The following is a 12,086-nucleotide window of genomic DNA, read 5'->3' as shown; positions in this document are numbered from 1 at the left end:
TCCATAATCGACTCGATTTCTCAGGTAAATGAAAAGCCCGAGACCCTTCGGTCGGCTCCCTCTCCCTCTGGGAGAGGGCTGGGGTGAGGGTGCTTCTAAAAAGAAGGCGCCTGCTGCCTTCGCTTCCACTGACTCAACCGCTGTTGCAGATTCAATGGACTGTATATCTGCTGCGCCCGCGCCCTGCTGAACAGAATCAATACCAGTTCCGCCGTGGCCAGCGCATCGGCACTCGCATTATGCCGTTCGAACACTTCAAGCCGGAACCACTCGATCCACTCATCCAGCCCCGCCTCGCGAATCTGCGCCTGCGGACACAGCAGCGGGGCGAGATCCGCCACATCCAGAAACACATGTTGCAGCTTGTGCCCCAGATGCTCCTTGAGCGCACGCCCGAGCATGTGCTGATCGAACGGCGCATGAAACGCCAGCACCGGGCTGTCGCCGACAAATTCCAGCAACTCCAGCAACGCTTCGGCCGGGTCGCTGCCTGCGGCGATCGCATTTGGCCCGAGGCCATGAATCAGCACGCTGGGGCTGAGCTTCAATTCCCGACATTGCAGGGTCCTTTCGAACTGCTGGCGGAAATCGATTGCGCCATCCTCGATTGCCACGGCGCCGATCGACAACACCCGGTCCTTGTTGAGGTTGAGGCCGGTGGTTTCCAGGTCCAGCACCACCCAGCGCTGCTCGCGCAGGCTGCATTCGCTCAGCTCGGTGATGTTCGGCAATTGCGCCAGTCGCGGCGCAAATGCGGCCGGCACTACGGGACTGGCGGGGCGCAGCCAGGAAAACAGGCTCATAGCTGATACCGCAAGGTCAGGCTGCTTTGCAGTCGCTGCGCCTGCCGCAGGGATTCGCGCAGGATGCGTCGGTCGAGGTGATTGAGGCTATCGGGATCGACGCGGTTGGAGTACGGCTGGTTCTCCCGGGTCTGGAGCTGGTGCTGCTGCATCCGCGTTTGCTGAATGAAGTGATAGGCCTCTTCATACGCCGCGCCGTCGAGCGGTTCGATGACTTCTTTATCGACCAATTGGCGGAAGCGTTCGAGGGTGTTGTTGGCGTCGATGCCGTTGGCCAGCGCCAGCAGACGGGCGCCGTCGACGAATGGCGTCAGGCCCTGGATTTTCAGATCCAGCGTAGCCTTCTCGCCGTTCTTGCGTGCCAGCACAAATTCCCGGAAACGCCCAACGGGAGGGCGATTACGCAACGCGTTCTCGGCCAGCATGCGCTGGAACAAACGGTTGTCACCGACCTGATCGAGAATGCCCCGGCGCAATTGCTCGCAGCCTTGCTCATCGCCCCAGACCACCCGCAGGTCGAAATAAATGCTCGAGCCGAGCAGATTCTCCGGCGTGGCTTCGCGGATGAATGCCGCAAAGCGCCGCGCCCACTCGGCCCGCGACAGACACAGCTCGGGATTGCCGGCCATGATGTTGCCCTTGCACAGGGCGAAGCCGCACTGCGCCAGGCTCTGATTGATCTGCTGGGCGATCGGCAGCAGCTTGCCGCGAATTTCCGCCGCGTGCGCCGCATCGCGGGCATCAAACAGAATGCCGTTGTCCTGATCGGTGTGCAGCGTCTGCTCGCGCCGGCCTTCGCTGCCGAAACACAGCCAACTGAACGGCACGCCGGGGTCGCCTTTCTCGGCCAGGGTCAGTTCGATGACCCGGCACACCGTGTGATCGTTGAGCAACGTAATGATGTGGGTGATCTGCGTCGACGACGCGCCGTGAGCGAGCATGCGTTCGACCAGTTGACCGATCTCGCCGCGCAGGGTCACCAGTTGCTCGACCCGCTGAGCACTGCGGATGGTTCGCGCCAGGTGCACCAGATCGACCCGTTGCAGGGAGAACAGATCACGCTCGGAAACCACCCCGCACAGGCGCTGATCCTTGACCAGACACACATGCGCGATATGCCGCTCGGTCATGGCGATCGCCGCATCGAATGCGCTGTGATCCGGCGACAGATAAAACGGCGATCGGGTCATGTGCTGTTCGATGGCGTCGCTGAAATCGCCGACACCTTCGGCCACCACATGGCGCAAATCGCGCAGGGTAAAAATCCCCAGCGGCACCTTCTGCTCATCCACCGCGACGATGCTGCCGACCTGTTGCTCGTGCATCAGCTTCACCGCTTCACGCAGTGGCGTATCGGCGCTGCAGGTCACCGGATGACGCATCGCCAGTTCACCGAGGCGGGTGTTCAGCGAGTACTGGGTGCCGAGGGTCTCCACGGCTTTTTGCTGGACTTGCTGGTTGACCTGATCGAGCAGGCTGCTGACTCCGCGCAGGGCGAAGTCGCGGAAGGTGCTGGAGAGGGCGAACAGTTTGATGAACGCCAGTTTGTTCAGTTGCAGGCAAAAGGTGTCTTCGCCCGCCAGATGTTCGGTGCGGGTGGCGCGCTCACCGAGCAGCGCAGCCAGCGGAAAGCATTCGCCGGTGGTGATTTCGAACGTGGTCTCGGTGCCGGGCCTGGTGATGTGCTGGCGTTCGCCGACCACCCGACCCTGTTTGACGATATGAAAGTGTTCGACCGGGCCGTCGGCCGGTTTGATGATGCTCTCGCCCTGGGCAAAAAAACGCAGCTGACATTGCTCCACCAGATAGGCGAGGTGGGCGTGTTCCATCTGATTGAAGGGCGGGAAGCGCTGAAGGAATTGCAGGGTGCCCTGAATATTCTGCAAAACCGCGGTTTTCCCTGCCTGGGTGAAGGCGTCCGCTTTGCTCATAACCATTACCGCAGTCTTTTTCGAATTGTTGTTGTCGGATCGTTGCGGCCATGGTCGACCCCGACGGGCAGGGTGCCCATTGGACGTAAGTCTAGGTTTTGCCACCAACGGCCGATTTTCGGAAATAACCTACGCAAAAGCTCGGAAAAGCTCGTCGTAGCCCCTTGGAAAAAAATCCGACGAAGTGCACATTGAAGCGCTGTCCGGCGATGTCTGACGACTTGCCAGGGATTGATTGAACATTTAGAGAGCGCCATGTCCGACCACGATATTTTGAGCGACGCCGAGCGTGAAGCGCTCAGCGCAGTAATGCTCGAACCCGATCTGCCGCCGCAGCGTGTCCTGATCGTCGACGACGACAAGGATGCCCGCGAGCTGTTGTCGGAGATTCTCGCGCTCGATGGCATTCATTGCATGACCGCAGCCAGCGGTGAAACCGCGCTGAAAATGCTTGAGCAAAAGCCCTCGATCGGGCTGGTGATTACCGATCTGCGCATGGGCAATGTCGATGGCCTCGACCTGATCCGCCAGGTGCGCGAATCGGTGCGCGCGGCGATGCCGATCATCATTGTCTCCGGCGATGCCGACGTGAAAGACGCGATCGAGGCGATGCATCTGAGCGTGGTGGATTTTCTGCTCAAGCCGATTGATACAGGGAAGTTGTTGGGTTTGGTGAAACACGAATTGGGTATAGAACCCTAGAAGCCCCTCACCCTAACCCTCTCCCGGAGGGAGAGGGGACTGACCGCGGTGAATATTCGTGGTACACCGACCTGAGACTCCTCAGCCGAACTCCGGTTCTGAAAAGCACAAAGATCGGCTCCCTTTCCCCCTCGCCCCCTTGGGGGAGAGGGCTGGGGTGAGGGGGTTGGATCTGCGCAGCTCCGCCAAGCCGACGCCGAGCACATAAACAAAAAAGGCCCTGATCTCTCGATCAGGGCCTTTTTCATTTCAGCCATCAACCCAAGTTACAGACCATTCTTGGCCTTGAACTCGCGACGACGACGGTGCAGCACCGGCTCGGTGTAGCCATTGGGCTGTTTGGTGCCTTCGATCACCAGTTCGACCGCCGCCTGGAAGGCGATGTTGCTGTCGAAGTCCGGTGCCAGCGGGCGATACAGCGGGTCGTTGGCGTTCTGGCGGTCGACCACCGGCGCCATCCGCTTGAGGCTTTCCATCACTTGCTCTTGGGTGACGATACCGTGGCGCAGCCAGTTGGCGATGTGCTGGCTGGAGATACGCAGCGTCGCACGGTCTTCCATCAGGCCGACGTCGTTGATGTCCGGCACTTTCGAGCAGCCGACACCCTGGTCGATCCAGCGCACCACGTAACCGAGAATGCCCTGGGCGTTGTTGTCCAGTTCGTTCTTGATCTGCTCCGGCGTCCAGCTCGGGTTGACCGCCAGCGGGATGGTCAGAATGTCGTCCACCGAGGCGCGGGCACGTTTGGCCAGTTCGGCCTGACGCGCAAACACGTCGACCTTGTGGTAGTGCAGCGCGTGCAGCGCAGCGGCGGTCGGCGACGGCACCCAGGCAGTGTTGGCGCCGGCCAGCGGGTGAGCGATTTTCTGTTCGAGCATCGCGGCCATCAGATCCGGCATCGCCCACATGCCCTTACCGATTTGCGCACGACCCTGCAGGCCAGTGCTCAGACCGATATCGACGTTCCAGTTTTCGTAGGCGCCGATCCACTTCTCGGCCTTCATGTCAGCCTTGCGCACTACAGGGCCGGCTTCCATGGAGGTGTGGATTTCGTCGCCGGTGCGGTCGAGGAAACCAGTGTTGATGAACACCACGCGTTCGCTGGCGGCCTTGATGCAGGCCTTGAGGTTGACCGTGGTGCGGCGCTCCTCGTCCATGATCCCGACTTTCAGGGTGTTGCGCGGCAGGCGCAGGACATCTTCGACACGCCCGAACAACTCGTTGGTGAACGCTGCTTCTTCCGGGCCGTGCATCTTCGGTTTGACGATGTACACCGAACCGGTGCGGGTGTTGCGCCGCGAGGTGTTGCCATTGAGGTTGTGCATTGCCGCAAGACAAGTCACCAGACCATCGAGGATACCTTCCGGTACTTCGTTGCCTTGACTGTCGAGGATCGCGTCGATGGTCATCAGATGGCCGACGTTGCGCACGAACAACAGCGAACGACCGTGCAGGGTCACTTCACCGCCATTCGGCGCGGTGTAGGTGCGATCGGGGTTCATGGTACGGGTGAAGGTCTGGCCGCCCTTGGCGACTTCTTCCGACAGATCGCCCTTCATCAGGCCGAGCCAGTTGCGGTAGATCACCACTTTGTCGTCGGCATCGACGGCGGCCACGGAGTCTTCGCAGTCCATGATCGTGGTCAGCGCCGCTTCCATGAGGATGTCTTTGACGCCTGCGGCATCGGTCTGGCCGACCGGAGTGCTGCCGTCGATCTGGATTTCGAAGTGCAGGCCGTTGTGCTTGAGCAGCACCGCGATCGGCGCGTTGGCGTCGCCCTGGAAGCCGATCAGTTGAGCATCATCGCGCAGGCCGCTGTTGCTGCCGCCCTTCAGCGTCACGACGAGTTTGCCGTCAGCGATCTTGTAGCCGGTCGAGTCGACGTGGGAGCCAGCGGCAAGTGGCGCGGCTTCGTCGAGGAAGGCACGGGCGAAGGCGATGACTTTGTCGCCACGTACCTTGTTGTAGCCTTTGCCTTTTTCCGCGCCGCCGTCTTCGCTGATCGCGTCGGTGCCGTAGAGGGCGTCGTACAGCGAACCCCAGCGGGCGTTCGAGGCGTTGAGGGCGAAGCGCGCATTCATCACCGGCACGACCAGTTGCGGTCCGGCGGTACGGGCGATTTCATCATCGACGTTTTGCGTCGTGGCCTGGAAATCAGCCGCTTCTGGCAGCAGATAACCGATCTCTTGCAGGAAAGCTTTGTAGGCCACGGCGTCGTGCGCCTGGCCGGCATGCTGCTGATGCCAGGCATCGATGCGCGCCTGGAAGTCATCGCGTTTGGCGAGTAGGGCTTTGTTCTTCGGCGCCAGGTCGTGAATGACCTTGTCGGCACCTTCCCAGAATTGTTCGGCGGTGAGGCCGGTACCGGGAATGGCTTCGTTGTTCACGAAGTCGAACAGGACTTTGGCGACCTGCAGGCCACCGACTTGAACGTGTTCAGTCATTGCTTGCCTCACTCTGCTCAGCTATTTCGCTTTTCAGCTCGTCAATTTAACAATGAAGCTTCTGGCCATTTAAACCACAAACCTGCCGACCAGTACATGCCATTGCTGGCGGCTGGGCTAGGACCAATCAACGGCTTGGAGGCCTTGCTGACGGGGCTTTCAGGGTTGCGAAGGGCCTTGGGCAGACATCGATCCAGCGTTATGTAGTGCGCGCTGCGGCATACTACATGATGAGTTGCGCTTGTGAAAATCAGACTAATTACGTCGTTCTGCGACCTCATGACGCATTGCGGTCACGTCGCGGAACGGGATGTTCTCAAAAAAGCATTGGATTGTTCCAGCTAAATATCGAAAGTTGTACACATAAGTGCTGCTCAGGCTGCCTCGCCACAGATTCTGCGCAGCGGTTGGCCCATCCAAACCAATCCTCTTGCCTATACTTGCCCTTCGATAACAAAAGTCATGACAAGAGGGCTGCGCCATGGACCATCTCGTACTCACCGTTTTCGCTCGGGACAAGCCCGGGCAGGTCGAGCGCATCGCCCAATGCATCGCCGAGCACGGCGGCAACTGGCTGGAAAGTCGCATGTCACGGATGGCCGGGCAGTTCGCCGGGATCCTGCGCGTGGGTGTGCCGGCGGAGGCTTACGACGAATTGGTCGATGCCCTGCAAGCGTTGTCGGCGCATGGCATTCGTGTGTTGATTGCCGAAAGCGGTGTTGAGCAGTCCTGCACGTGGAAACCGATCGCCATGGAACTGGTCGGTAATGATCGCCCGGGTATCGTCCGCGATATCACCCGGCTGTTGAGCGAGCAGGGCGTGAATCTGGAACGGCTGGTGACGGAGGTGCGCCCGGCGCCAATGAGCAGCGAGCCGCTGTTTCACGCCGAGGCAATTCTGGCGGTGCCGCTGACCCTGTCGCTGGATGTGTTGCAGGCGCGCCTGGAAACCCTGGCTGACGATCTGATGGTCGAACTGGTGTTACGCACAGAGGTTTAAGCGCTGCGAAGGTTATTCAGGTTTAACGTGCACCTGCCTGTGGATAACCTGTAGAGACAGACCGCCACGCCACGTGGGGCGTGGCTTTGCGCCCCTTGATCAAAAAACCGCCAACATTCAGTGACTTGCGCACAAACGGCGGGGATCACGCTGTGGATAAGCTTGGGAAGGAACGATGCAGGCCACGGTAACCGTGGCCTGTGGAGGTTTGTGCGTTTTTTGATCAGGCGCGCCGGCGCAGACTTATCCACGCATCAACGCTATAAACCGCCAGACCGGCCCAGATAAACATGAACGCGACCAGCGTGCTGGACGACAAATGCTCGCCAAACAGCAGCACCGCTTGCAGCAGCACCAGGGTCGGCGCGATGTATTGCAGGAAGCCAATGGTGGTGTAGGGCAGATGGCGGGTGGCGGCGTTGAAACATACCAGCGGTACCAGCGTGACCGGGCCGGCGGCCACCAGCCACCACGCCTCGGACGTAGTCCAGAAGGCAGGCTGCACGCTGGTCGCCGTCTGGTTGAACAGCAACCAGGCAATCGCGATCGGCACCAGCATCCAGGTTTCCACGACCAACCCCGGCAACGCCTTGACCGGCGCCTGTTTACGGATCAAGCCGTAAAAACCGAAGGTCAGCGCCAGTGCCAGCGACACCCACGGCAGACTGCCCACCTGCCATACCTGCTGCGCAACACCGATGGCAGCCAGCCCGACCGCGACCCACTGCATGCGCCGCAGCCGCTCACCGAGAATCACCATGCCCAGCAGCACGTTGACCAGCGGATTGATGTAGTAACCCAGACTCGCCTCAAGCATGCGGCCGTTGTTCACCGACCAGACGTAGGTCAGCCAGTTGGCCGCGATCAGCGTGCCGCTCAAGGCCAGAATGGCCAGGCGCTTGGGGTTGTCGAGCAGCTCGCGCAGCCAGCCCGGGTGTTTCCACACCATCAGCAGCAACGCACCGAACAACGCCGACCACAGCACCCGATGGATGATGATCTCGACGGCCGGGACTTCGGCGATGGCTTTGAAATAGATCGGGAACAGGCCCCAGATGATGTAGGCGCTCAGGCCCAGAATGTACCCGCGACGCGGGTTGGCGGCTTGCATGCAGAATCCTTGCTCAGGCAACTGACAAAGGAGGGATTGTAAGGAGATTTGTCTGCAAGTGAGTTGTGAATTTGTGAACACCGGACAAATGTAGGAGTGAGCCTGCTCGCGATAGCGAACGGACATTCAACATTGATGTTGGCTGACCCGACGCTATCGCGAGCAGGCTCACTCCTACAGGGGGCGGGGTGAATCAGAAGAGTTTCAGCGGCTCTTCATTGAGCGCCGACGACTGTTCACGCAAGGCCAGCACCTGGTCGCCCCAATACCGCTCCGTGCCAAACCACGGAAAGCTGTGCGGGAACGCCGGGTCATCCCAGCGCCGGGCCAGCCAGGCGCTGTAGTGCATCAGGCGCAGGGCGCGCAGCGGTTCGATCAGTGCCAGTTCGCGCGGGTCGAAATCGTGGAATTCGTTGTAGCCGTCCATCAATTCCGACAACTGCCCCAGGCACTCCTGGCGATCGCCGGCGAGCATCATCCAGATGTCCTGCACCGCCGGGCCCATGCGGCAGTCGTCGAGGTCGACGATGTGGAACATCTCGTCGCGGCACATCATGTTGCCGGGGTGACAATCGCCGTGCATGCGAATGTTCTGATGCGGCGTGGCGGCGTAGACATCTTCCACGCGTTTGAGCAGGTCGCGGGCAACCGACTCGTACGCCGGCAGCAAACTTTTGGGGATGAAGTTGCCTTCGAGCAGGGTGTTCAGCGAAGCATGGCCGAAGTTCTCCACGGCGAGGGCTTCGCGGTGCTTGAACGGCTTGGTGCCGCCCACCGCATGCATGCGCCCGAGCAACTGGCCGAGGCGATACAGCTGATCAAGGTTGCCCGGCTCCGGCGCGCGCCCACCCCGGCGCGGAAACAGGGTGAAGCGGAAACCCGCGTGCTCATGCAGGGTTTCGCCGTTGTGGATCAGCGGCGCCACCACAGGGATGTCGATGTCGGCCAGTTCGAAGGTGAACTGGTGTTCCTCGAGGATGGCCTCGTTGGTCCAGCGCTGCGGACGGTAGAACTTGGCGATCAGCGGCTCGGAGTCTTCGATACCGACCTGATAGACACGGTTTTCGTAGCTGTTGAGCGCCAGAATGCGCGCGTCGCTGAGGAAACCGATGCTTTCAACGGCATCCAGGACAAGATCGGGGGTGAGGGTTTCAAACGGGTGGGCCATGCTGACTCCTGCGCGCAGCAGGCTGCTGCGTCCGGCTCGGCATGGTAGCGCAGATGGCAGCGCGAAGGTGGTTGGTGTCTGGTCTGGCCTATTCGCGAGCAGGCTCGCTCCCACATTGAAATGCGATCCTCTGTGGGAGCGAGCCTGCTCGCGAAAGCGGTTTATCAGGCGCCGACGATCCCGCCATCCTCGCGGGTAATCGCCATCACCGAAGACCGCGGCTTGCCATTGGGCAGGTGCTCCGGGAAGGTCGAACCGCCGTTCTCGCCCGGATGCTGAATCCCGACAAACAGGGTTTTCTGATCCGGCGAGAAGCTGATCCCGGTCACTTCGCAACCCACCGGCCCGACCATGAAACGGCGAATCTCACCGGTCGCAGGATCGGCGCAGAGCATTTGGTTGTTGCCCATCCCGGCGAAGTCGCCGGCATTGCTCGAATCGCCGTCGGTGAGAATCCACAGGCGTCCGGCCTTGTCGAAACCCAGGCCGTCGGGGCTGTTGAACATGTTCTGCGGGGTGATGTTGGATGAGCCACCCTTGGGGGTTCCGGCATGCACGCCCGGGTTGCCGGCGACCACGAACAGATCCCAGGCGAACGTCTTGGAGGCGTGATCGTCGCGGTGGGTGCGCCAGCGCAGAATCTGCCCATAGACGTTCTTCTCGCGCGGGTTCGGCCCGCCCACCGGTTGCCCGTCTTCGCCGCGCTTGGCGTTGTTGGTCAGGGTGCAATAAACCTGGCCGTCCTTGGGGCTGACGACGATCCACTCCGGGCGGTCCATGCGTGTTGCGCCAACCACGCTGGCGGCGAGGCGCGCGTGGATCAGCACTTCGGCCTGATCGGCAAACCCGCTGCTGGCGTCGATGCCGTTCTTGCCGTGGGTAAGTTCGATCCACTGGCCCTGGCCTTTGGGGTGGTCAGGGTTGCCGTCACCGGCATCGAACTTCGCCACGTACAAGGTGCCGTGGTCGAGGATGTTGCGGTTGGCCTTCTGATTGCGGTGGTTGATGCGGTCGCGGCTGACGAATTTGTAGATGAACTCGCCACGCTCGTCGTCGCCCATGTACACCACAGCGCGACCGTCGTCGGTCTCGGCCAGGGCGGCGTTTTCATGTTTGAAGCGGCCCAGCGCGGTGCGTTTGACCGGGGTCGATTGCGGGTCGAACGGATCGATCTCGACCACCCAGCCGTGGCGGTTGAGTTCGTTCGGGTTCTTGGCCATGTCGAAGCGCGGGTCGTGGGGGTGCCAGTTGATGTCTTTGCTGCTGGCAACGACGCCGTAGCGCTTCTGCGCGGCATCGAACTGTTGCTGGGCGTTGCTGCTGCCGAAGCAGTCGGTGAAGTTTTCCTCGCAGGTCAGATAGGTGCCCCACGGCGTCTTGCCGTTGGCGCAGTTCTGGAAAGTGCCGAGAACTTTCTTGCCGTGCTTGTCGGCGGCGGTTTTCATCAAGTCGTGGCCGCGGGCCGGACCACTGATGCGCAGCGGCGAGTTACCGTGGATGCGCCGGTTGTAGCGCGAGCCCTGGACGAACTGCCACTGGCCGTTCCTGCGCTGCACTTCGATCACCGACACGCCTTCACAGGCCAGCGCCTTGCGCACGTCTTCGGCCGACTGCGGCATGCCGCCGTGGGGATACAGATAGCGGTAGTTGGTGTATTCGTTGTTGATCGCCATCAACGCGCGATTCTTGTCGTCGGGGAAGGCGAACAGGCTCATGCCGTCGTTGTTGTCGCCGAACTGCACTTCCTGTGCGGCGGCGGTGCCATTGCCGCTCGGATCGAAGGCCGGACCGTTCTTGTGCAGCGGCTGGCCCCAACTGATCAGCACCGAGGACTTGTAACCCTTGGGCAGGCTGATGGCGTCGGTGGTCGCGGCCGGAATGCTCTCGAAACCGAGCAGACGGCTGTTGCCGGCGTTGACGCTGGCGGCCATGACGCTGCGGGTCAACAGGTTGCCGCCAAGGAACATCGCCGCGCCGCACAACGCACCGGCGCTGATGAAACCGCGACGGCTGAGGCCGACCATTTTTTCCAGATCAGTGGATTGGTTTTCTTCTAATAGGCTCACATCAGGCTCCCTGCTTGGTTTATGGCCAACACCTTAATGCGGGTCGATGACGCTTTCGTTGCAGAGGCGAATCAGAGCGGCGTGCCGATCAGCACGTTGGACGGCGCGCATTGCACCTGCACCGGAGCGCCGACGCCCAGGCTCTGGCGGCGCAGGTGCAACGGTTCGGCCAGGGCGCAGAGGGTGTGGCCGTTGGGCAGGGAAATCCGTACTTCGCTGGGACCGTCCTCGGCGTCGAGGATCGCTTCGATGGTGCCGCGCAGGACATTGTGTCCGGGCGTTGCCGACTGATCGTCGCCGAGCAATTCAAGCCAGCCAGCCTTGATCAGCGCCATCACTTCGCTGCCGATCTGCAATTCCAGATGCACGGTGCTGTCGTGGGTGATCTGCGCTTCCAGACAAATACCTTCGGCCAGTTCCAGCCGGATCAAATCATTGCGACCTTGCGCCTCAATCGCGATGACGGTGCCATGCAGCTGATTGCGCGCGCTGGTCCTGAGCATCAGCCGGCCGAGCAGATCGAGATCGCTGACGTCTTCCGCCGCTTCCAGCACCTGCGCCTGCAAGGCCTGCAATTTCTGATACAGACGCAGGACCCGTTCGCCCTCGCTGGACAGTCGGGCGCCACCACCACCCTTGCCGCCTACCACGCGCTCGACCAAGGGTTTCTGCGCGAGATTGTTCAGCTCATCGATCGCATCCCACGCCGCCTTGTAACTGAGCCCTGCGCTCTTCGCCGCTCGGGTGATCGAGCCCTGCTCGGCGATGTGTTGCAGCAGGGCGATGCGTTGCGGACGGCGAACGATGTGTTGGGAGAGCAGGGAGGGCAGGGACATGGCAGAACGCTTCTGGCTCGGGCGA

9 protein-coding genes are annotated in these 12,086 nt (G+C 61.2%); 2 read left to right on the top strand and 7 right to left on the bottom strand.

Annotation, left to right across the window (positions count from 1 at the left end; translation table 11 throughout):
* Window positions 1-95: 95 nt before the first annotated feature.
* Window positions 96-803 carry a PolC-type DNA polymerase III gene (locus LIS66_RS24625; protein ID WP_227973206.1) on the bottom strand — a complete coding sequence of 236 codons (708 nt, stop codon included), beginning with the start codon at window positions 801-803 and terminating at the stop codon, window positions 96-98.
* Window positions 800-2,734: a putative nucleotidyltransferase substrate binding domain-containing protein gene (locus tag LIS66_RS24620; RefSeq protein WP_309298211.1), complete on the bottom strand. Its 1,935-nt coding sequence runs from the start codon at window positions 2,732-2,734 to the stop codon at window positions 800-802. Before LIS66_RS24620 ends, LIS66_RS24625 begins: the two co-directional genes overlap by 4 nt.
* 255 nt (window positions 2,735-2,989) lie before the next feature.
* Between LIS66_RS24620 and LIS66_RS24615 the strand changes: the two genes are divergently transcribed.
* Window positions 2,990-3,436 carry a response regulator gene (locus tag LIS66_RS24615; protein ID WP_064365296.1) on the top strand — a complete coding sequence of 149 codons (447 nt, stop codon included), beginning with the start codon at window positions 2,990-2,992 and terminating at the stop codon, window positions 3,434-3,436.
* A 266-nt stretch (window positions 3,437-3,702) separates the two neighbouring features.
* Here LIS66_RS24615 and LIS66_RS24610 read toward each other — a convergent pair whose 3' ends face one another.
* Entirely contained in the window at window positions 3,703-5,880 is a 2,178-nt protein-coding gene (locus LIS66_RS24610) for a malate synthase G (RefSeq protein WP_227973204.1), read from the bottom strand.
* Between the two features lie 481 nt (window positions 5,881-6,361).
* On the opposite strand from LIS66_RS24610, the gene LIS66_RS24605 reads away from it, so the two are divergent.
* Window positions 6,362-6,880 (top strand): glycine cleavage system protein R, encoded by a 519-nt coding sequence (locus LIS66_RS24605; RefSeq protein ID WP_227973203.1) that lies wholly within the window; start codon window positions 6,362-6,364, stop codon window positions 6,878-6,880.
* A gap of 223 nt (window positions 6,881-7,103) precedes the next feature.
* On the opposite strand, the gene rarD is transcribed toward LIS66_RS24605, so the two are convergent.
* From rarD to LIS66_RS24585, 4 genes are all read right to left on the bottom strand, one after another.
* The gene (rarD, locus tag LIS66_RS24600) at window positions 7,104-7,991 is read right to left on the bottom strand and encodes an EamA family transporter RarD (RefSeq protein WP_041476730.1); all 888 of its coding nucleotides are present in this window, start codon (window positions 7,989-7,991) and stop codon (window positions 7,104-7,106) included.
* Window positions 7,992-8,184: 193 nt separating this feature from the next.
* Window positions 8,185-9,159, bottom strand: a complete 975-nt coding sequence (locus LIS66_RS24595) for a serine/threonine protein kinase (RefSeq protein ID WP_227973202.1) — start codon at window positions 9,157-9,159, stop codon at window positions 8,185-8,187.
* 164 nt (window positions 9,160-9,323) lie between these two features.
* Window positions 9,324-11,225 (bottom strand): PhoX family protein, encoded by a 1,902-nt coding sequence (locus LIS66_RS24590; protein WP_227973201.1) that lies wholly within the window; start codon window positions 11,223-11,225, stop codon window positions 9,324-9,326.
* A 71-nt stretch (window positions 11,226-11,296) separates the two neighbouring features.
* Window positions 11,297-12,061, bottom strand: a complete 765-nt coding sequence (locus LIS66_RS24585; RefSeq protein ID WP_123417877.1) for a TOBE domain-containing protein — start codon at window positions 12,059-12,061, stop codon at window positions 11,297-11,299.
* Window positions 12,062-12,086 lie beyond the last annotated feature (25 nt).

It is taken from the genome of Pseudomonas sp. HN2 (assembly GCF_020736465.1).
GTDB lineage: Bacteria > Pseudomonadota > Gammaproteobacteria > Pseudomonadales > Pseudomonadaceae > Aquipseudomonas > Aquipseudomonas moraviensis_A.
Note: the sequence above shows the minus strand (reverse complement) of the source record. Positions and strands in the feature narration are given on the sequence as shown.

Bases quoted from the DNA above. Each gene is read 5' to 3' on its own strand.
- rarD (WP_041476730.1), bottom strand. From the start codon at position 7,991: ATGCAAGCCGCCAACCCGCGTCGCGGGTACATTCTGGGCCTGAGCGCC.
- LIS66_RS24610 (WP_227973204.1), bottom strand. From the start codon at position 5,880: ATGACTGAACACGTTCAAGTCGGTGGCCTGCAGGTCGCCAAAGTCCTG.
- LIS66_RS24595 (WP_227973202.1), bottom strand. From the start codon at position 9,159: ATGGCCCACCCGTTTGAAACCCTCACCCCCGATCTTGTCCTGGATGCC.
- LIS66_RS24615 (WP_064365296.1), top strand. From the start codon at position 2,990: ATGTCCGACCACGATATTTTGAGCGACGCCGAGCGTGAAGCGCTCAGC.
- LIS66_RS24620 (WP_309298211.1), bottom strand. From the start codon at position 2,734: ATGAGCAAAGCGGACGCCTTCACCCAGGCAGGGAAAACCGCGGTTTTG.
- LIS66_RS24625 (WP_227973206.1), bottom strand. From the start codon at position 803: ATGAGCCTGTTTTCCTGGCTGCGCCCCGCCAGTCCCGTAGTGCCGGCC.
- LIS66_RS24605 (WP_227973203.1), top strand. From the start codon at position 6,362: ATGGACCATCTCGTACTCACCGTTTTCGCTCGGGACAAGCCCGGGCAG.
- LIS66_RS24585 (WP_123417877.1), bottom strand. From the start codon at position 12,061: ATGTCCCTGCCCTCCCTGCTCTCCCAACACATCGTTCGCCGTCCGCAA.